This is a genomic window from Pokkaliibacter plantistimulans (assembly GCF_003194385.1).
GTDB classification, from domain to species: Bacteria; Pseudomonadota; Gammaproteobacteria; order Pseudomonadales; family Balneatricaceae; genus Pokkaliibacter; species Pokkaliibacter plantistimulans.
Genome location: NZ_LAPT01000020.1, coordinates 72,663 through 92,995, shown reverse-complemented (window position 1 = coordinate 92,995; position 20,333 = coordinate 72,663). Strand labels below are relative to the sequence as shown.

Sequence of the window (20,333 nt, the reverse complement as noted above, 5' to 3'; positions counted from 1 at the left end):
CTCTGCCTGATCTACACTGTCTGACGCCATGCACTGGACATGGCGGGTAACAACAATGATCAGGGAGTGAACCGTATGGCAATTCGTCTTGGCCCCGTGCTGCAGTTTCGTGGATGTACTGGCAGCACCTGGCGCTTCTCTGCACTGATCGTCACTGATATCGGTGACGACATTCCCCCTCTCAAGACCGTCAGCCCGCTGCAACAGGGTAATACCGTTCATCTGGCTGATATTCCCTTCAGTAATCCCAGATATCGTGCCTGGCGCATGGAGCTGAGTGCTGCTCCGGGCAGTGGTGTGGTGACGTTTGAGCTGGCGGGGAGGCGTTATCCTGTGCACATTCCTGCTGTCGGGCAGGCGCCGAAGATGGCCTATGTGTCCTGCAATGGTTTCTCTGACCCCAAGCTGATGAAGTCGGTCACGCATCCCAATGCCAACTGGAGCCGGATGCGGAGCCAGCATGATGAGCAGGGCTATCACCTGCTGCTGATGGGCGGTGATCAGGTGTACTCCGACAGCATCTGGGGCAAGGTCAGTGCACTCAAGGGCTGGCTGGAGAAGTCGGTGGATCAGCGTCAGAAAGTGAAGCTGGCTACTGCCGCGCTCAATCAGATCGACAGCTTTTTTGCCGAGCTGTATATCGAGCGCTGGGCGCAGCAGGAGCCTGCAGCGATGCTGGCAGCCGTACCCACCGTCATGATGTGGGATGACCACGACATTATGGACGGCTGGGGGTCATATCCTGAAAAGCTGCATGGCAGTGACGTGCACAAGGGGATCTTTGCCGCGGCCAGGCGCTACTTCCACCTGTTCCAGCAGCAGCTGAAGGACGGCGGCAACGAGTTTCATCCGGCCAGTATTGACGGCACTATGAACCTGCAGTTTGCCGGTCTGGGGAACGTCAGTATTCTGGCGCTGGATCTGCGCAGCGAACGTCAGCCCAAACCGATGCAGATAATTGCACCAGACAGCTGGGACAAGATCTACGCCTGGCTTGAAGGCTGGCAGCCACAGACCGCCCACGAGCCTGAACCCCAGCATTTGCTGATTCTTTCCAGTATTCCGCTGGCCTATCTTGATCTCAGTTATCTGGAAAGCCTGCTGCAGACGCTACCGGGTCAGCAGGAGCTGGAAGATGACCTGCTCGATCACTGGCGCAGCGAAGCGCATCGTCAGGAGCGTCTGCGTTTCATTCATCGCCTGTTTGATCTGGCCACCGAGAAGCATTGCCGCATTACCTTGCTGTCCGGTGATGTGCATGTGGGGGCATACGCAGTTATTGAGTCGCAACTGGCCCGGCATAGAGAGCAGGGGAAAGCCCTCTATCAGCTGGTCTCATCAGGTGTTGTGCATCCGGTGCCGCCGGCGTTGGTGCGGTATGTGCTGGAAAGCGTGGCCGGGCGTGAGGAGCTGGTGGAGAAAGATATTCGTGCACGTCAGCTACCTCTGACCCGCAAAGGCAACTACCTGCTGGGGCAGCGCAACTGGCTGTCCATCGAACCTGATGAGGAAGCGCAGAAAGGGCGTTTGTGGTGTAAGTGGTATCAGGAAGATGAGGATGAGCCGATCTGTAAAGTGATCAACTGGCGGGAATGAGGGCAGTTCCACAATGACAGTCAGGGGCGCAGTTGCGCCCCTGACTATTTCAGCCAACCGTTAATCTGCTTAGCGGGTTGCCGCAAAACGCTGGCTGACTTCATTCCAGTTGATGACATTCCAGAACGCCTGAATGTAGTCAGGGCGACGGTTCTGATAGTGCAGGTAGTAAGCGTGTTCCCAGACATCCAGGCCCAGAATCGGGGTCAGGCCGTCGGAAATGACGGAGTCCTGGTTGGCAGTGCTGGTGACGACCAGCTGGCCCTGTTTGTCGACAGCCAGCCATGCCCAACCGCTACCGAAACGGGTGGTGGCTGCGGCGTTGAACTTTTCCTTCAGCTGGGCAAAAGAGCCAAAGGTGGCGGTGATGGCATCACCCAGTGCACCGGTGGGCTCACCACCCCCTTCAGGGCTCATGACCAGCCAGAACAGGCTGTGGTTGGCATGACCGCCACCGTGATTACGGATGGCACCACGAATGGCTTCAGGGATGGCATTCATGTCTTCCAGCAGTTTCTCTACTGGCAGAGCTTGCAGATCAGGATAGTCTGACAGGGCCGTGTTCAGACCATTAACGTAAGTCTGATGATGCTTGGAGTGGTGGATCTCCATGGTGCGTGCATCAAGATGAGGTTCCAGAGCGTCGTAGGCGTAAGGCAAGGAAGGAAGAGTATGAGACATGCTGTGCTCCTGCGTGCGAAGGTATCGCTCAGTGAATAGAGGGTCACTGGTGACCCAGTGGCGGTATTGACCGCCGGGCAGGGAAGTATTTAACGCTAATAATAATGATTATCAACTGTTTTATCTGTTTGAATTGAAAGGCGACACGCTGGTGTCAGATTGCGAACGGTGGAGGTCTGAACTGCAGATTTAAAAAAGTCTCAGGGAGAGGAAGAGGTTGATCGGATTGCGAGTCGGGTTCGGGGTGATGCCGAGATTTCGAGGCTGGTTGCCTGTTCTGGTAACCAGCCTGCGGGGAGGGCAATCGCGCTGAGCCGGTTAGGCCAGCACTTTCAAACCGACGACGGAAATGACCAGTAGCAGCAGGCATGCTGCTTTCAGCAGAGTAACGGTTTCGCCCAGCAGCAACATGCTCATCAGTGCCGTTCCGGCGATGCCGACGCCACACCAGACAGCATAAACGGTGCTCAGGGGTAAGTGAGCCATGGCTTTGGTCATTAGCGTGAAGCTCAGACCGGCCATCAGGATAAAGCCAAAGGTCGGCCATATTCTGGTCAGCCCTTCGGACATTTTGAGGAAATAGGTAAAGCCTACCTCGGCCATACCGGCCAGCAGCAAACAGAACCAGGGATTCATTTTTTCTACCTCTGCCCGCGAAAGTAAGCCGGGCCATGACTTCCCGAAGACACCGGAGTGGTGTCTGCCTGAGAATTTGTCTTTCTGGAAAGATATGCTAGCGATAGTTTATCTTTCTGGCAAGATAAATAACCTTTGCAGATTGCAACCTCATGACAGATGAGGTGATTGGCCTGCCCATTTATAGTTGTCCGAGACCAGAAGAGAGAGCACAGATACCTGATGAAGACACATGCACCGGTCGAAACGCTCATTGAGCTGGTGTCGAAATCCTGGCCCCAGGCCCTGCACGCCAAAGCCCCCGGCGTCTGGTCGGTCTATCGTACCTACGACTCACTGATTGCTGCCTATGCCAACGCCATTGCTCCACTGGGGCTGCAGGTCGCCGACGCCGAGGCGCTGGCGGCACTGCGCTCACAGGGTGAGCCTTACATGCTCAGCCCAACCCAACTGTGCTACTTCATGCTGATCAGCTCTGGCGGCCTGACCAAAGTACTCAAACGTCTGGAAGCACAGGAGTGGGTGGAGCGTGTGCCGAACCCTGATGATGGGCGCAGCCAGCTGGTGAAGTTGGCTGCGAAGGGCATTGATGTGCTTGAGGAAGCTGTCATTGCCGTTGCAGCGGTTGAAAAGCAGAGCATGGCCGGTATAACCCAGGAAGAGCATGATCAGTTGCAGCGCCTGCTGGCCAGGATGGCGGCTAATCTCAATCAGGAGCCAACTGGCTGCTAGAAGGTGTGCACGATCGGCTGCGCGTCAGCCAGATCGCGTTGCAAACGCCAGGTATCCTTTATCGCCAGTAATATCATGAGTAAGCGGCGCTTCCTCGGCGCTTTTGCCTTGTCTGGCGCTGGCTTGCGAGAGCGTGAACGTGTTCTGACGTGCGGCAGAACAACAGCAACGAATTTGAAAGCAAGACGCGGAGTGAGTCACCTTCTTGCTATGCGTAGGCTGAAGGGGTGTTTGCCAGAGGATCAATACCATGTCTGCGTCTACTGAAAAATCTCACGCCAGTGTCACCGCCCCTACTGCTGCCGAGCGTCGCTTGCAAAAACGTTTGCAGACCGAGGCGGATCCACGCTGGCAACAGGTAGTGAGTCGCGATAAAGCGGCCGATGGGCAGTTTTACTACAGCGTGGCAACGACCGGCGTCTATTGTCGTCCCAGCTGCGCGGCCCGGACGGCCAGAGCGGAAAACGTTGATTTTTTCCTGACTACCCGTCAGGCAGAGCAGGCTGGCTTTCGCCCCTGCAAGCGCTGCAAGCCTGATCAGCCTTCGCTGGATATGCAGCAGATGGAAAAGGTGGCGCAAGTGTGCCGCCTGATCAAGGAGGCAGAACATGAGCCCTCACTGGACACGCTGGCCGCTACTGTCGGGCTGAGCGTGTTTTACCTGCATCGTCTGTTCAAACGTCTGACTGGCCTGACTCCCAGAGAGTTTGCCGCCGGGGTACGGGCAGAACGTATGCGAACTGCATTACAGGACGAAGCCAGAGTGACGGATGCCATTTATCAGGCGGGTTATCAGTCCAGCAGTCGATTTTATGAACGTGCTGATCAGCTGCTGGGTATGACGCCCAGTCGCTACCGTGCTGGCGGCAAGGATACTCTGATTCGCTTTGCACTGGCCCAGTGTTCGCTGGGTGCCCTGCTGGTGGCGGGCAGTGACAAGGGCCTGTGTGCTATCTGGCTGGGAGATGATGCCGAGCGGCTGCTGTTGCAGCTGCAGGAAGCGTTTCCGGCTGCGGAGCTGATCGGTGCCGATGCCGAGTTCGAGCAGTGGGTGGCACAGGTTGTCGGCATGGTCGAGCAACCAGCGGTCGGCATCAGCTTGCCGCTGGATATTCGCGGCACGGCTTTTCAGCAGCGGGTGTGGCAGGCGTTGCTGCAGATTCCTGTCGGGCAGACCCTGAGTTACAGCGAAGTGGCGCAACGTATCGGTTCACCCAAAGCCGTGCGTGCGGTCGCCAGTGCCTGTGCGGCCAATATGCTGGCCGTGGCCATCCCTTGCCATCGGGTTGTACGTAATGATGGCAGTCTGTCCGGCTATCGCTGGGGGCTGGAGCGCAAAGCCCGGCTGCTGCAGCAAGAGCAACAGGGCAGTGATGTACCCTGACGGCAAGCCAGTTCCTCTCTCCATTTTTCCAGTAAGCAGGTGCCTATGGCGGTGACATCGAACAAACAAGGTGCTGCGATGCAGCTCTGCATGGCATTGCCGGAGAACTTTCGTCGGCAGGACTTTCTGGCCTTTCATCGTCGTGATGCTGATCAGTTGTCGGAGCATGTCACTGAAGACAGCCTGCTGAAAGGCGTAGTCTGGCAGGGGCAACCTGCCTGCCTGAGCCTGTTTTTCACTGAGCGGAATGTCTCCGTCACACTGGATGCCGACACGGCATGGTCTGCCGATGGGCAGCGCACCCTTGAGGCCTGGGTCGGGCATATGCTGGGGCTCACTCAGCCGGTGGCGCATTTCGAGCAGCGTTTTGCTGCTGATCCTGTTGTGGGGTCATTGCTGCAGCGTCAGGCTGGGCTGCGCGTACCGCAATCCGCCAGCGCATTTGAGGCGGTTGCCTGGGCCATCATTGGCCAGCAGATCAGCGTCAGTGTGGCCATTGCTGTACGGCGTAAGCTGATTCAGCACGCCAGCCTGCTGCATGCGTCAGGGTTGTATTGCCATCCTGATGCGCAGACGGTGGCCGGTATGGATGAGGAGCAACTGAAGGCGCTGGGATTCTCCCGCAGCAAGGCGGTGGCCTTGCTGGGTGTAGCCAGAAACGAGGAGCTGGTCGCGCTGCTGGCTCAGCCAGTGGCCACGGCTGAGCAGGCTGAAGCGGTTAGCAGTCGCCTGCTGGCAGTGAAAGGAATTGGCCCCTGGACCGTCAGCTATGCGCTGTTGCGCGGCTTTGGCTGGCTGGATGGTTCGCTGCACGGCGATGTGGCGGTACGGCGCAATCTGCAGCAGTTGCTGCAGCGTCCGGAAAAATTATCCGATAAGGAAACGGCAGAGTGGCTGCGGGCCTTCTCACCGTGGCGCGCCCTGATGGCCGCCCATCTGTGGGCACAGCAGTCCAGTGCCGGATATTGAACTGAACCCCTGCACGCAAAAGCAGAAACAGAATCCCAAAACAAAGAAGCAGTGACCGATTGGCCACTGCTTTTGGCTTCCTGATATGGCTCAGGCGTCGTGGTTGGCGCTGTTAGCCGCCTCCTCACGTCGCCGTTTGACTTCATAGGCGATGGCCAGCAGTACGGTAATACTGATCATGACCAGACCCAGTGCGTTCACCGCAGGGGTGAGCCCGGTTCTGACCTTGGACGCGATATAAACGGTCAGGGTGGTGTCGTAGCCTTTGACGAACAGGGTGGTGTTGTAGTTCTCAAAGGACTGCAGAAAGGCGATGACCGCTGCCGAAATGATCGCGGGCTTGAGATAGGGCAGCATGATACGGCGGAAAATCTGCCAGTGACTGGCTCCCAGACTCAGGGCAGCCTGTTCCAGCGTACGATCAAAACGCTGCAGGCGGGCCAGTACCATCAGCATGATGTAAGCGGCGATAAAGGTCGTCTGGGCGATGACCGTCAAAAAGATACCGCCGGTGACATCCAGACCTTTCCAGAAAATCAGCGTTGAGATACCGATGATGACTCCGGGTGTCAGGAGAGGAGACATCATCAGGGAGTACACAAAGGTTTTGCCTTTACCTTCCACCGTTGACAGAAACAAGGCGCAGGCGACACCGATCGGCAGTGCCACGATCATTACGCCCGCGGCAACCCAGACGCTGTTGCCCAGCGCCTGCCACATACCTTCGTCCTGCCACAGGGCATCGAACCATTTAAGGGTAAAACCCTTCCACGGCATGATGGTGGGGAAACGGCTGTCGTTGAAGGTGGCCGTTGACATGATGATCAGCGGAATAAACAGGTAGATGAAAAACAGGGTCAGGTATGCACGGATACCCCATTTGAGCAGGCTTTGTGAACTCATTTGGCGATGTCCCCCAGACCGACCTTGAACACTTTCATCACCAGTCCGATAAAGCCGATGCAGAGAATCAGCAGCAGGAATGCGTAGGCTGCGCCCTGGTTCCAGTTACCCCCTTCAAAGAACCAGTTGTAGATGATCTGGGTGAACCAGCGGCTGCCCGGTGAACCCAGCAGTGCAGGGACGGCGTAGCTGCCTGCAGCCAGCATGAAGGTCATGATGCAGCCCGTGGCGATACCGGGTTTGGCATGCGGGATGATGATGCGCAGATGGGTTTTGGCCCAGCTGGCGCCGAGATTTCGTGCGGCACGAATCTGATTGGCATCAAGGCTTTCCAGCGCGTTATACAGCGGGAAGATCATGAACAGAATATAGGCATAGACCATCCCCACCATGACGCCGCCATTTCCAGACAGAAAGCGCAATGGCCGGTCGATCAGCCCCAGTGCCTGCAACATGGCGTTGAGTGGTCCGTTGTAGGCAAGAATGATGTACCAGGAGAAGGTACGCAGGATTTCATTGATCCAGAAGGGAATGATTAGCAGCAACAGACACAGTGCCGCTTGTTTGGGGGTCGCCACCTTGGCCAGATAGAACGCCAGTGGGTAACTGACGACCAGCGTCAGTGCGGTGACCATGACACTGGACCAGATGGTCTTGAAGAAGATGCCGAGGTGGATCTTGTTGTTGAACAGGGTGACGTAATTGACCAGCGAATAGCTGTCTTTAGGGCCGCCGATTTCACTGGGCAGCAGGTTGGGGCGGAAAGAGTAGTCCACCATCAGCAGCTGCGGCAGGATCACCAGTGCTATCAGCCACACCAGCAGCAGGGCAGCGATGCCTACGCTGATAGGTGTACCGAAGCGATTGCAGAGTTGCTTAAACATGCGCGCCTCCGACAACGATGGCCTCGCTGGGCTGATAGTTGAAACTGACCTCGGCACCTGGTGTCAGGTCGGCCATATAGGCGTCGGTGTTCAACTGTACCCGCACTCCCTGCTGGTTGGCGTGCAGTCTGGCATCCATCATCACGAACGAGCCTTCAAAGTTCAGCTCATTGATGGTCATACGCAGACTCTGCGGTGTGTCTGCTTCACAGCGACGCAGATACTCCGGGCGCACAAACAGACAGGCTTCTTCACCGACCTTCAGCGACTGGCGAGTGGTGCCTGTCAGCTGGCCAAGCGGGCCGCAATCCAGTGACACGCGGTCATCTTCGACGCTACTGACCTTGCCGGTCAGCTTGTTGTTTTCGCCTACGAACGACGCGGCAAACACGGTTTGCGGATAGCGATACAGCGTCATCGGATCGGCAACCTGTTGCAGCTTGCCCGCCGACATGACGGCGACACGGTCCGACATGGTCAGGGCTTCACCCTGATCGTGGGTGATGTAGATGAAAGTGATACCGGTTTTGCGCTGGATCTCTTTCAGCTCGGTGCGCATGTGCTGACGCAGTTTGAGGTCGAGTGCTGACAGTGGTTCATCCAGCAGCAGTACTCTGGGCTCTACTGCCAGCGCGCGGGCAATGGCGATACGTTGCTTCTGGCCGCCGGACAGCTCAGCCACTTTTTTCTTGCCGCTGTCGGGCAGGGCTACCAGATTGAGCAGGCGATCAGATACCTTTTTGCGTTCACTTCTGGCAACACCACGGACTTCAAGGCCAAATTCGATGTTTTCAGCCACGGTCATCAACGGGAACAGGGCCAGGTTCTGGAAAATCATGGAGGTGGGGCGCTTGTTGGCGGGTACATTACGCATATCCTCGCCACCAATGCGAATGGCACCTTCTGTGGGAGAGAGGAAGCCGCTGACCATATTGAGGATGGTGGTTTTGCCACATCCGGAGGGGCCGAGGAAGCTGAAAAATTCACCTGACTCAATTTTCAGATCAGTGCGGGATACAGCAGTGAAGTCGCCAAAACGCATCACTATCTGATCCAGATGAACACTACTATCCATATTTCCGTTCTCTACTCTCACCAAGGTTGTTGCCAGGGTCGTGTGTGGCAGGTGGGGAACGCTGCCTGACCCGATGTCTAGATCATCCTGTCGCCTGCTGCGGCGAAACCGGGTGTCATGTTGGCAATGCGGCGATGTGAACTATTTCGCCGATGGTTATCTTGTTATGGGCAAAATCATTACAGGTACTGCGAAGTACTCCTCCGCTCGATGAGCAGAGGAGCCGGATGAGGTATCAGATTACGCGGCGGCTGATACCGGGTCAGGCAGATCAGGCTGCCAGATAACGGTCCTGATACTCGTTGCGCAGAGCGACGTACCATGGATCCTGGATGGGCCACCACCACAGGTTCTTCAGATCGGCATCGCTGTAGGAGTCGGTGAAGAATTTCTTGGTGGCTTCTGGCAACAGCTCTGCGGCACCTTTGGAGGTGGAGTTGTAGCCAGTGGACTTGACAAACATGGCACCAGCGTCGGGGGTGTAGTACCAGTTGATGAACTCGTACACGCTATCGACGTTGTTGGCATTTTTGGGAATGACGAAGCCTTCCATCCACGCTAGTGCACCCTCTTTGGGGGCTGCGTAGGCAATGGGCTCACCTTCTGACTGCAGTTTGAAGGCAGTGCTGTCCCAGGTCTGGCCGATGATGGCGCCGTTGGTGCGGAAAGCACCTTGCGCTTCGTTTTCGGTCGACCAGAACTGAGCAATCATGCCTTTGTGTTCGATGGCGACCTTGAGGATCACATCAAAGTTGGCACGCATGGCTTTTTCATTCTTGTACGAGTCCAGCAGCGGGAAGGGCAGTTTTCCGGCCTTTTCCAGCCACAGGCCGATACCTACCAGAGCAGAGTGACCACGGACGGTAACGCCCTGGCCAATCTCGGGATTCCACAGATCACCGTAGCTGATGTTGTTGCGATCGAGCTTGGTTTTCTCGGTGTTGTAGGTGATGGCTTCGGTACCCCAGTCAGACGGAGCGAAGTAACGCTCGCCTTTGACGACTCCACCCACTTCAGAACCGCTGATGGCGCTGTCCAGGCAGCCTTCCCATTTGATGCGTTTGGTGTCCAGTGGCTGGACCAGACCAAAATCAACATAGCCAGGAACACGGTCAACGGTTGGCATGATGATGTCAAAGCCACTGCCATCGGTAGCGCGCAGGCTGTTCATCAGCTCGTCGTTGGTACCGTAGGGAGTGAAAGTAGCGTTGATGCCGGTTTTGGCTTTGAAGTCAGCCAGCATCTCATCAGTGATATAGCCAGCCCAGGCATAGATGCGCAGCTCTTTGGAAGCGGCATAGGATTTGTTGATATAGAAGGGTGCAGAGGCGACTGCACCGGCTGCCAGGGCGCCCTGCACGAAGCGACGACGGGAAATGCTCATACCATACTCCTGTAGAGAAGATTAGTTTTATCGGTCTACAACCACTGACAAGTGGGCCATACGGATTCTGATTCCAAAGCAATACCATGAAGAATGTATGACAGTCCTGAGAAATTACCCATAAAAGTGATGCGTTCGCGCGCTGTTTGGCGCAAATAAATAGATAGGAGTCGCTTTTGAAAATATTTTCCTCGACTTAAAAACCCTGTTTATTTCGTATGAAAATTAGAACAAGGTTTTTAAGTTTCATACGAGTGTTTTTTAATGTGAGTTTTGGCGGCTTTTTGTGGGACTGCGGGTAGCAAAAAAGACGGAAGCGTTCCCTAACCTCTTTCCTGGATGAATAACAGGGCTAGAGTGCTGGCAAAGTGCGGCTCAGGCGCAGTGTCGCCAGAGGATGGGCTGCATATTTATCCTCTGCTTGAAAGTGGTATTGGTTAGAAATGGCATGGGGTAAATACGAAGTGGGCAGAGACGTTTTTAAGGTCAAAAGTACTGAAGTGTGACATAGCGATCACTGTAAATCGTTAAAGTAAGGCCAGTTTGCGCCTATCTGCGGCTAGTCAGATCGAGTTTTTGAATCATTGATAAAAATACTTATAAAAAAGATAATCGTTCTCGTTAACTTTGTTTCAGGCGAGATACGAATCCCCATGATGCTGTTCCCCAGACCTTCTTTGATTGCGCTAGCTGTGCTTGCTGCTCACACTTCTGTTCATGCCGATACCTTGCAACTGGATACGCTCTCTGTGCAGGCCGATGTGGAAGCCAGTTCCACAGTGAAAAGTGCTGCTGGCGATGACAGTCAGGCGTTGACAGTGAATGCCGTTGATCAGAACAAGATCGAAGCCATACAGCCTCGTAATCTGTCTGATGCCATTGATACCCTGCCGGGCATTCAACAAGCGGGGACGAACAACTCTGATTACGTATCACGTGGTTTTGCCCTGACACGCGACAATATGAAGATGGACGGTATGAATGCCTGGGTGCTCAAGGATCAACAGATACCGCTGATTCTTGTGGACCGGGTGGAAGTCCTCAAAGGCGTTGGCTCAATGTACTACGGCAGTCAGGAGCCGGGTGGCGTCGTCAATATCATTACCAAGAAGCCGCAGGCGGAAAGTTACCACGAAATCAATGTGGAAGGGGGTGGCTGGACGTCCTCTTCGACAGGCAAGGGATGGGGAGACAAGAATGTCTCGTTTGACTCGACCGGGACAATCAGTAGCCACCCTTCATTGCTTTACCGGGTGGTGGGGGAGTATGTCGATAGTCAGGGTTTTCGTGACGACGAAAAACGCAGTGGCTATTTCTTCGCGCCAATGCTGACCTGGCAGATTGATGACAAACAGTCGCTGACCGCGCAGGTGGAAGTCACCAGATATCACTACAACTATCAGTCAGGCCTGGTTGCGCCAGGGGCTGATATTCACCGTATTGCTGCCATCACAACTAACTATCTGGGGCCACAGAACTACGCTACTGACGAGGGTATTGCCGCATCTCTGAGCTATGAACGTGAGCTGGCAGCCGGGTGGAAGAATGTCACCAAATGGCGCAGCGTCTGGCACAAGGACGAGCGCGAAAATTTTGACATCAGCAGTGTGAGCGATGATGCCAGCCCGACAGTCGCTCGTTATTACCGCCATCTTTATAACCAGCAGAAGAATCACTCGCTCGATTCTTACTTCACCGGAGAAGTAACAACGGGCCAGCTGTTGCATCGATTGACCCTGGGCGGCACATACGCCTACACGCAAAATGATTTCAATCGCCTGGCGTGGGGCAGTGCCGACAACGCTTTGAGTCTGGATGTCTATCAACCGGCAAAGAGCTATATCGATACCAGTTCCATCAGCAGCGGTGCTGGTTCACATCGTATTTACACCTACGACACATACAGCCTGTATGCACAGGATGTGATTGGGCTGACGGATCGCTGGGATGTGCAGCTAGGTGGGCGTTATGACTGGCAGCACCGAGAGTATGAGAGCCTCGCTTACACCAATGCTAAGGGTAAATATGTAGCTGGTTCATACACTGAGGCTGACAAAGACTATTTCACACCCACGTTGGGCACCAGTTATCGGCTTACCGACAGTATCCGGTTGCATACCTCTTATTCTGAGTCATATGAAACAAGTGCCGTCGATAAGACGGATGTAAACGGCAATAACTTTGAGCCGGAGACTGGTAAGCAGTATGAAGTGGGCTTACATGTGCAGCCTGCTACTAACTGGAATGCGGATCTTGTGCTATTCAATATTGAAAAGCGCAATGTAATTGTGACCGACAGTGATGGTGATGATGCGGCTCTGGGTAAGGTTCGTAGCAGAGGTGCTGAACTGAGCCTGGGCTGGCAGCCTGACCAGAACTGGAATCTGCAGGCGAGTTATACCTTACTGCATACGCGCGTGCTGGAAGGGGATCAGGACACCAGTGACTCGGAAGAGGGGAATGAGTTTATCAACTCGCCTCACCAGCAAATGGTGTTGCAGGCACAGTACCGTGCGAGCAGTGATTTGACTCTGGGAGCACTGTGGCTGGCACAGGGGCGCCGCTATGGTAGTACCGATAACCAGTTGGTGTTGCCAGGTTACAGTAGGCTTGATCTGACCGCGGACTACCAGATCGATAAGAACACCAGCGTGGTGCTATCGGTCAAGAATGCGTTGGATAAGCAATACTACGTTTCTGCTGACAGTGAGACAGCCGTATATGCGGGTGATCCTCGCTATATTTCTGCAAGGCTGAAATACGTGTTCTGATTTTTTGCGTGGGCGACATGCTCTTTGGCAAGGGCATGTCGCACTAAACAGCGCGCAAGGGGTAGATGGCAAGAATCTACTGCAGCTTTCAGATGAGGGTATTTGGGGCGGTTACAACAGCGGGCTTATGACTTCTGGATTGCGAGACTTGAGATATAACAAGGAGAGTTTTCAGCATAGTCCCCCCACCAGGACTCGAACCTGGATCTGCCCCTTAGGAGGGGGCCGTTCTATCCTGTTGAACTATGGGGAGTCAGAACGAGCGCTTTTATATCAATGATTTATATGGCTTTCAAGCCCATACTAGCCAAATGTATCGTGAGGATGCACAGAGCAGGTCGATTCAGACATGAATTACAGAAATGGTGTAGTGGGATAGGTTATTGATTTTGCTGGCAGGTCTGATTCACGCCTTGCCCAGTACATGACTCGCTGCATGATGCGTAGCCTTGCCGCTGGGTGAGTAAACCTGTTTGTCTTGCTGATGACCTTTCAGAATATCGAGGTACTTGGTTGTCACGCTAAGAGTGCGCCCTACAACGGTATTGTTGATATCCGTTTGGCGTTTGCACTCTCCTAAAAGACTTTCCATTGCAGATAACTCTTGCTCGATCGCAGCCTTGTCTTTGAGATCAGCAATCGCTGAAAGAAAGCCGCTACGAGAAAATTCGTTGCCACGATTCTTAACCCAGCTACTTCTGGTGTCGTGGTTTGTTTCCAGACTATGAATAAGTAACTCTTTATGGTCGACGCATTGTGCAAAGGCGTCGAGGTTACGGGCACGCAAATATGATCTTTCCTGAAGCGTTGCTTCCAGAATCTGCTGGAGGAGCGTGTTAGCTTCCTTCATCAACTCAAGTATTTGCATGGTTAAGTAACCTGTCAGCCGAACATGTCGTCAAGGTCAAGCATCTTGTTGGCGATGCTCTGAGAATTAACACTATAGCTGCCATCCGCAATTGCAGATTTGATCCGATCCACTTTCTCCTGATCTACATCAGGTAACTGTCGAACCTGGTCTTCGATGCTCTGCATGGACTTGGCTTCTGAACTGAGCTCAACCTTGTCGCTACTACTTTTCCCTTCGTTATCAACATCTGCAGACTTCTGTTGAGTAGAAGACTGAGACTTGACTCTCGACGTAGTAGCTTGGTTAACACCCAGACCATTGATGTCTATCGACATGATGATCTCCTTAACAAACTAGCATTTACGAATCTGTTATCGACAACGCTATAGAGAACTTTAGAAAAATATTCACGATTTTTGCCCATTCAGTATACCCGATGTCGTCAGGGCAGTAACCCGTCAGTATCCGATGCCAACGGCTTGGGGGCCAATTACTTTGGCTTGAATTTTGCGCTGCGAGGCATTGTTGATGACGGTGATGCTGTCCCCTTCTTGCCCATCACTCAACGCTGTGCCCTGAGTCGTGATCTCGGCTGCACCGGCTTTGGCGCGAATGGTCACGACATCTCCTTTCTTTACTAGCAAAGGCGGTACCAACATCTCTGGACTTAATACCGCATTGGCACTTAGGTGGCGCTTTCCCGTCATGCCAAGCACATCATCAATTTTTTGATAGTACTGTCTTCTGAGGCTGGAAACATCGCGCTCCTCCAGCCGTACATCGTCTTTGGTGACCGGTTGTCCCCTACTGAGATTGCGGCTGAGGATAACGATATCCTGATACAGCTTAATAGTGGCTGGTACGTAGATGGCCCAGGGGGTTGGACCAGGACAGCTTACCTTGACATGCACCCGCCCAATCCAGTCATCTGCATTTGATTCCACCTTCAGTGGCTTGTTGCAGTCAGAGAAGGCCAGGCGTGGATCTATCGTGTCGACAGAGACTTCAATGCGCCCCGTTACCAGAGTGTTTTGTCTCGTCATCTGTTCGCCAATAAAAATCATGACCGCGTTTGATATCTTGTCAGCGCGTACGGCAGCACTGGCTAATGAAGAAAACACCATTGCTACTAAAAACAGAATGTGCACCAGTAGTTGAGAAAATTGCATGTAACTTCCACTTAGGTGTTTATAATTACTGAAATTCTCGCAGATCGTATTCAGGCCAGCAATTTAGGTGCTGCGTCTAAGATCCATCAAGAGGTTGTGGCATGAACCAGAACTCCTATCAAGCACCGGATATGTCGTCGCAGGATTTTGCGGCATTCAAAGACTATCTGGAGAAGGCATGTGGGATCCTGCTCGGAGAGAATAAGCAATACCTGGTCAAAAGCCGCTTGAGTAAATTGATGGCAGAACATCGCTTTGCCAGCTTGGGTGAGTTGTTGAAGCGCTTGCAGAGCAGTGCATTTTCAGGGTTGCGACAGGAAGTCATCAATGCAATGACCACCAATGAAACGTTGTGGTTCAGAGATATTCATCCTTACACTATTATTCAAGAAAGAATTCTGCCTGAATTGGATGAGAAAGGCAGAGGACAGACGTTGAAAATCTGGTCTGCTGCCTGTTCTACAGGGCAAGAGCCTTATTCTCTGAGCATGTTGGTTGATGAGACAAAGCAAAAGCGTCTCGGTAGCTTGCGCGGCGATGTTCGTATCACTGCGACAGATATTTCTACAGCGGTCTTGGAGCAGGCCAAAGCTGGAAAGTACGAGTCTCTGGCACTGGGGCGGGGCTTGTCACCTGAGCGTTTGAAGCGGTTCTTCAGCCAGTGCTCAGACGGCTCATGGGAAGTCAAGCGGGAGATCAAACAGCGCGTTGATTTCAAAACACTCAACCTGAAAGACAGTTATTCGATGTTGGGTCGTTTTGATCTGGTGTTATGCCGAAACGTACTGATCTACTTCTCTCCAGAACTAAAGCAGGACATTCTGCGTCGTATACATAAAACTTTGCAGCCAGGTGGCTACCTCATGGTGGGTGCATCTGAGGCTGTGACTGGCCTGAACGATATTTATGAAATGGTGCAGTGCAGTCCAGGGATTATTTATCGAGCGAAGTAATCTGTTGCCCAAATAATCTAAAGGGCATTCCCTGAAAATACGTATCTCCTTTTCTTCTAAAAGCAGCGCGCTGGTAGTTCAGTGGCTGCTTTTTACATTTTATCTTCCTTCTTTTGGCACATAGTTTGCTCTTTTTAAATCAGTAATGATTGTTGAGAGGTGCAGGTTATGGCTATCGGTTTTGACCAGGCTCTGGGGATTCACGCTGACGCGCTGCTGTATCGCGCCAAGCGAGCCGAAGTATTGGCCAATAATCTCGCCAACGCTGACACTCCAAACTTTAAAGCCCGAGATTTGGACTTCTCGGCGTTCTTAGACCGTGCTAACGAAGCGGCAAGTTCTGTCACACTACGGCAAACCAATGCCATGCACTTTGCCGGTGAGGCCGGATCGATGATGGATGACCAGCTTCTTTATCGTGTGCCGGTGCAGCCTGCGGTCGATGGCAACACGGTTGATCCCGAGGTAGAGAAGTCTAACTTTATGGAGAACGCCATGGATTATCAGGCAAGTTTCATGTTCCTGAATAAGAAATTTGTCGGCCTCAGTAATGCTATTAAGGGAGGTCAATAATCCATGTCGCTGAATAATATTTTCTCGATTGCGGGCTCAGGAATGAGTGCTCAGTCGGTTCGTCTGAATACAACCGCAAGTAATATTGCCAACGCTGACAGTGTCAGCAGTAGTGTTGATCAAACCTATCGGGCGCGTGAACCCGTGTTTGCTGTTGCATTGAATCAGTCTCTTGAAAATCAGGGGTTTGATTATGACAACATGCCTGCCAGCGAAGCGGGCGAGGGTGTAAAGGTATTGGGTATTGTCGAAAGTGAGGCGCCGTTACGTCAGGTCTACAACCCCAATAGTCCAATGGCCAATGAGGATGGCTATGTTTTTTATCCCAACGTCAATGTAGTGGAAGAAATGGCCAACATGATGTCCGCTTCCCGGTCATTCCAGGCCAATGTTGAAATAATGAACACCGCTAAAACAATGATGCAACGCGTATTGACGCTGGGTCAGAGCTAAGGTTGAGGAATAGATTATGAGTAGCAGTGGCGTTAGCGGCCTTGGCAATAGCTTGAGTACAACATCAAGCACCAGCACTAGTAGTAGCTCTGACACGTCGCTTGATTCGGATATGTTCATGCAGCTGATGATTGCTCAGCTGAAGAATCAGGACCCAACCAGTCCGACGGATACGTCAGAATACATGTCACAGCTTGCATCGCTGTCTACGGTGGAGCAGCTGACTAACCTTAATGATTCGGTATCAGAGCTTCAGACGTCATTGCAGTCCAATCTTGCGCTGCAGGCCTCTTCAATGGTTGGGCGGACGGCCTACGTGGAGAGCGACTCTGCTGATCTGGATACTGCCGGCGGAACGGTAAAGGGGATGCTGGATTTGGATAGTTCAGCCTCCGATGTCTCGGTGGGAGTCTATAACTCTTCTGGAGTGCAGGTTGATACCATTGATCTTGGTAATCTGTCTTCCGGCGAGAATGCGTTCACCTGGTCACCTGACACGAGTATTGCAGGTGGGACTTACTACTTCGTGGCTCAGGGTACTGCTGGCTCGACAAGTACCAGCCTGACTACCTACATGGGGCAAAATGTTGATTCAGTCAGCATCAGTAATGGCTCTATGACACTTAACCTTGGCAATGGCGATACCGCCTCCATGTCTGATGTAAAGCGGATATCCTAAGGAGTAACCTATGTCTTTCTCGACTGCTATTACTGGTCTTAAGGCCGCCTCTACAGACCTGGATGTTCGCGGCAACAACATTGCAAACGCCAGCACTACTGGTTTCAAATCGTCCCGTGCCGAATTTGGGGATATATACGCATCCAATGTCGCAGGTGGCGGTTCAACGAACGTTACTGGAAATGGCGTCCGTGTTCAGGACATACAGCAAAGCTTTGCTTCCGGTACCATTGAATCAACCAGCAACAACTTAGACCTGGCCATTGATGGAGAAGGCTTTTTTCAACTTAAAAATAGTGCTGGCCAAGTGACATATACGCGCTCTGGCGCTTTTGAGCTGGTCCCTGAATCGGGAACGTCCAACACGGCAAGTGTAAACAGTGTACTGCGTTCCAACAGTGGTTCTGCTGTTCAAGGGCGTCTCTATAACGATGATGGCGTACTGGTCGGGAGTGAGCAGAATATAACGATTTCTGCCGCTGATAAAACCAGTGCACCTTCAGCGACGTCCAGCGTAGCACTGAGTGTGCAAATCGATTCCAGCCTTGATCCGGATAATCTGCGCACCCCTTACGACCCCACAGATTCATCAACGTATTCATACGGCACTACCCAGACTGTCTACGATAGCCTCGGCAATACCCAGACCCTGGCTTATCAGTTTGTTGAAGTGTCTGATCCTAACGATCCCAGTGCAACTGACGACACGACCTATTACACCGTGCACGTGCTGCGCATAGAAGATGATGGCTCCTACACAGAGCTGCCTGTAGGCATGCAGGATAGCGGAACCACTAATGCGACGACCTATGATCCGAGCTCTAGTAACCTGATTTACGCGTTTGATCGTTCTTCGGGCACATTAACAGGTATTGGTGTTGGTTCTGTTGCCGCTGGCACTACTGGCACTGCACCTGTGTTCACTGATGCAACAGGTCAGGGCATGCAAAGTGCGACTAGTTCGACTTCTCCGCTGGTTTATATCGGTAATGTTGACCCTACCGTTGCGGCGGTAACCACGTTCCCGTCGACGGCTGACATTGATGAACTGGTCTCCTTCGACTCTTCCGGAACAACGCAGTACTCCAGTGACTCTCTGGTGAAAACTACCAGTCAGAATGGATATGCTTCCGGCTCGCTGACAGGAGTCAGCTTTGAAGAGGACGGTGATCTGGTAGCCAGCTATTCAAATGGTCAGTCGAAAAAGATCGCCCAGATTCAAGTTTATACCTTTGATAACCCACAAGGGTTGAAGGCGGCTGGTGATACTGAGTGGGTAGCAACCGCAGATTCTGGTGTGGCAGTGGGTAATCCACCTGGCGTGGGCTTGAACGGTAGCCTGGTCTCTGGCTCTTTGGAGTCATCCAACGTTGATCTGTCTGAGGAACTGGTGGGCCTGATTATCGCCCAGCGTAACTATCAGGCTAACTCCAAGACGCTGGAAACGCAGAACACCATCAACCAGACCATACTCAATATCTAAGTTCAGTCATTCTGGACTTCTTCTGAATAGAGACCCCGGCTTGCCGGGGTTTCTTGTTTCTGGGTCTGCTCATCTGCAGTTACCGCTCGCATCGTTCGACACACCTCTCCTGTTGTAGCCAACCAATAACGCAATTTTGCGCCATTTTTCTCCTTACTCTTGGATTGTTGTGCTTTGAATATTAGTATATTCAAATATTGATATAAGCATATTCCATTTTGTTTTGTTGGAGGTGTCGACGATGAGAGGCCCTGTAGTTACTCCATTTTTTGATGAGTCTACTTTCACCTTTAGTTATCTGGTCAGGGATCCAGACTCCACCAGCTGTGCCATCATTGACTCTGTGCTCGACTTTGACTACGCGGCAGGGCGAACCAGCGTTTCGTCGGTTAAAGCCATGCTGGACTTCGTCAAACTGCATGGATTGAGCGTCGAGTGGATTCTTGAAACCCATGTGCATGCAGATCATCTGTCGGCGGCGCCTTACCTGAAGGAGCATACGGATGGGCGCATAGGGATCGGCAGCCACATTACTGTAGTACAGGAAACCTTCGGTAAAGCGTTCAATGCTGGTGCCGAGTTCACCCGGGATGGCAGCCAGTTTGATCACCTGTTCACTGATGGTGAGTCATTCAAGGTAGGAACTCTGGCAGCGACTGCGCTGCACACCCCTGGCCATACACCGGCCTGCATGACCTACGTCATCGGTGATGCTGCATTTGTCGGTGACACCCTGTTCATGCCTGACTATGGGACCGCGCGCTGTGATTTCCCCGGAGGAGATGCAGCCACTCTGTTTCGCTCCATCAATAAAATATACGCCCTGCCTGCAGATACTCGTCTGTTCATGTGCCATGACTACAAAGCGCCTGGGCGTGAGCACTATGCCTATGAGACAACGGTGCAGGAGCAGCGCGAGAATAATATCCACGTGCACCAGGGAACATCCGAAGCTGATTTTGTCTCAATGCGAACGCAGCGTGATGCCACGTTGAGTATGCCCCGCCTGATTCTGCCTTCTGTGCAGGTCAATATGAGGGCAGGGCATATGCCCCCGGAGGAGAGTAACGGGCAGGTTTATCTGAAAGTGCCAATCAACCTGTTCTGATTGTCTTGAGTCTGTTCGCTCAAGAATAAACAGCAATTTCTCCGGGAGAT

At 52.9% G+C, this 20,333-nt stretch carries 20 protein-coding genes and 1 tRNA gene; 11 read left to right on the top strand and 10 right to left on the bottom strand.

Annotated elements, in window-relative coordinates; translation table 11 throughout:
• The first annotated feature begins 75 nt into the window (after nucleotides 1-75).
• Entirely contained in the window at nucleotides 76-1,596 is a 1,521-nt protein-coding gene (locus WH50_RS04930) for an alkaline phosphatase D family protein (RefSeq protein ID WP_110186328.1), read from the top strand.
• A 69-nt stretch (nucleotides 1,597-1,665) separates the two neighbouring features.
• Here WH50_RS04930 and WH50_RS04925 read toward each other — a convergent pair whose 3' ends face one another.
• Nucleotides 1,666-2,277, bottom strand: a complete 612-nt coding sequence (locus WH50_RS04925) for a superoxide dismutase (RefSeq protein WP_110186311.1) — start codon at nucleotides 2,275-2,277, stop codon at nucleotides 1,666-1,668.
• A 318-nt stretch (nucleotides 2,278-2,595) separates the two neighbouring features.
• The gene (locus WH50_RS04920) at nucleotides 2,596-2,913 is read right to left on the bottom strand and encodes a DMT family transporter (RefSeq protein WP_104152533.1); all 318 of its coding nucleotides are present in this window, start codon (nucleotides 2,911-2,913) and stop codon (nucleotides 2,596-2,598) included.
• Between the two features lie 222 nt (nucleotides 2,914-3,135).
• On the opposite strand from WH50_RS04920, the gene WH50_RS04915 reads away from it, so the two are divergent.
• The 3 genes from WH50_RS04915 (at nucleotide 3,136) to WH50_RS04905 (ending at nucleotide 5,998) form a co-directional block, all read left to right on the top strand.
• Nucleotides 3,136-3,645, top strand: coding sequence for a MarR family winged helix-turn-helix transcriptional regulator (locus WH50_RS04915; RefSeq protein WP_110186310.1), 510 nt, complete (start codon nucleotides 3,136-3,138; stop codon nucleotides 3,643-3,645).
• Nucleotides 3,646-3,895: 250 nt separating this feature from the next.
• Nucleotides 3,896-5,029 carry a bifunctional DNA-binding transcriptional regulator/O6-methylguanine-DNA methyltransferase Ada gene (gene ada / locus WH50_RS04910; RefSeq protein WP_110186309.1) on the top strand — a complete coding sequence of 378 codons (1,134 nt, stop codon included), beginning with the start codon at nucleotides 3,896-3,898 and terminating at the stop codon, nucleotides 5,027-5,029.
• 51 nt (nucleotides 5,030-5,080) lie between these two features.
• Nucleotides 5,081-5,998, top strand: a complete 918-nt coding sequence (locus WH50_RS04905; protein ID WP_243410000.1) for a DNA-3-methyladenine glycosylase family protein — start codon at nucleotides 5,081-5,083, stop codon at nucleotides 5,996-5,998.
• A gap of 90 nt (nucleotides 5,999-6,088) precedes the next feature.
• On the opposite strand, the gene WH50_RS04900 is transcribed toward WH50_RS04905, so the two are convergent.
• The 4 genes from WH50_RS04900 to WH50_RS04885 all read right to left on the bottom strand — a co-directional run bounded on the left by WH50_RS04900 (nucleotide 6,089) and on the right by WH50_RS04885 (nucleotide 10,244).
• Entirely contained in the window at nucleotides 6,089-6,901 is an 813-nt protein-coding gene (locus tag WH50_RS04900) for an ABC transporter permease (protein WP_110186308.1), read from the bottom strand.
• Nucleotides 6,898-7,785 (bottom strand): ABC transporter permease, encoded by an 888-nt coding sequence (locus tag WH50_RS04895; protein WP_110186307.1) that lies wholly within the window; start codon nucleotides 7,783-7,785, stop codon nucleotides 6,898-6,900. The genes WH50_RS04900 and WH50_RS04895 overlap by 4 nt, the downstream gene beginning before the upstream one ends.
• Entirely contained in the window at nucleotides 7,778-8,860 is a 1,083-nt protein-coding gene (locus WH50_RS04890) for an ABC transporter ATP-binding protein (RefSeq protein ID WP_110186306.1), read from the bottom strand. Before WH50_RS04890 ends, WH50_RS04895 begins: the two co-directional genes overlap by 8 nt.
• A gap of 271 nt (nucleotides 8,861-9,131) precedes the next feature.
• On the bottom strand, nucleotides 9,132-10,244 hold the full coding sequence (locus WH50_RS04885; protein ID WP_110186305.1) for an extracellular solute-binding protein: 1,113 nt from the start codon (nucleotides 10,242-10,244) through the stop codon (nucleotides 9,132-9,134).
• A 653-nt stretch (nucleotides 10,245-10,897) separates the two neighbouring features.
• Between WH50_RS04885 and WH50_RS04880 the strand changes: the two genes are divergently transcribed.
• Complete coding sequence (locus WH50_RS04880; protein ID WP_110186304.1) at nucleotides 10,898-13,015, top strand: TonB-dependent siderophore receptor; 2,118 nt, start codon at nucleotides 10,898-10,900, stop codon at nucleotides 13,013-13,015.
• 180 nt (nucleotides 13,016-13,195) lie between these two features.
• Here WH50_RS04880 and WH50_RS04875 read toward each other — a convergent pair.
• The 4 genes from WH50_RS04875 to flgA form a co-directional block, all read right to left on the bottom strand.
• Nucleotides 13,196-13,268: transfer RNA gene (locus tag WH50_RS04875), tRNA-Arg, on the bottom strand.
• A gap of 153 nt (nucleotides 13,269-13,421) precedes the next feature.
• The gene (gene flgN, locus WH50_RS04870; protein ID WP_110186303.1) at nucleotides 13,422-13,883 is read right to left on the bottom strand and encodes a flagellar protein FlgN; all 462 of its coding nucleotides are present in this window, start codon (nucleotides 13,881-13,883) and stop codon (nucleotides 13,422-13,424) included.
• Nucleotides 13,884-13,897: 14 nt separating this feature from the next.
• Nucleotides 13,898-14,200 carry a flagellar biosynthesis anti-sigma factor FlgM gene (gene flgM / locus WH50_RS04865; protein ID WP_110186302.1) on the bottom strand — a complete coding sequence of 101 codons (303 nt, stop codon included), beginning with the start codon at nucleotides 14,198-14,200 and terminating at the stop codon, nucleotides 13,898-13,900.
• 123 nt (nucleotides 14,201-14,323) lie between these two features.
• Nucleotides 14,324-15,034, bottom strand: coding sequence for a flagellar basal body P-ring formation chaperone FlgA (flgA, locus tag WH50_RS04860; protein ID WP_110186301.1), 711 nt, complete (start codon nucleotides 15,032-15,034; stop codon nucleotides 14,324-14,326).
• A 101-nt stretch (nucleotides 15,035-15,135) separates the two neighbouring features.
• On the opposite strand from flgA, the gene WH50_RS04855 reads away from it, so the two are divergent.
• From WH50_RS04855 to WH50_RS04830, 6 genes are all read left to right on the top strand, one after another.
• On the top strand, nucleotides 15,136-15,987 hold the full coding sequence (locus WH50_RS04855) for a CheR family methyltransferase (protein WP_243409999.1): 852 nt from the start codon (nucleotides 15,136-15,138) through the stop codon (nucleotides 15,985-15,987).
• 168 nt (nucleotides 15,988-16,155) lie between these two features.
• A complete protein-coding gene (gene flgB / locus WH50_RS04850) occupies nucleotides 16,156-16,560 on the top strand; it encodes a flagellar basal body rod protein FlgB (protein WP_110186300.1) in 405 nt (134 codons plus the stop codon).
• 3 nt (nucleotides 16,561-16,563) lie between these two features.
• The gene (flgC, locus tag WH50_RS04845; protein ID WP_104152521.1) at nucleotides 16,564-17,013 is read left to right on the top strand and encodes a flagellar basal body rod protein FlgC; all 450 of its coding nucleotides are present in this window, start codon (nucleotides 16,564-16,566) and stop codon (nucleotides 17,011-17,013) included.
• 16 nt (nucleotides 17,014-17,029) lie between these two features.
• Complete coding sequence (locus tag WH50_RS04840; protein WP_110186299.1) at nucleotides 17,030-17,692, top strand: flagellar hook assembly protein FlgD; 663 nt, start codon at nucleotides 17,030-17,032, stop codon at nucleotides 17,690-17,692.
• A 10-nt stretch (nucleotides 17,693-17,702) separates the two neighbouring features.
• Nucleotides 17,703-19,175: a flagellar hook protein FlgE gene (locus WH50_RS04835; protein ID WP_110186298.1), complete on the top strand. Its 1,473-nt coding sequence runs from the start codon at nucleotides 17,703-17,705 to the stop codon at nucleotides 19,173-19,175.
• 241 nt (nucleotides 19,176-19,416) lie between these two features.
• Nucleotides 19,417-20,283, top strand: a complete 867-nt coding sequence (locus tag WH50_RS04830; protein WP_110186297.1) for an MBL fold metallo-hydrolase — start codon at nucleotides 19,417-19,419, stop codon at nucleotides 20,281-20,283.
• Nucleotides 20,284-20,333: the final 50 nt, after the last annotated feature.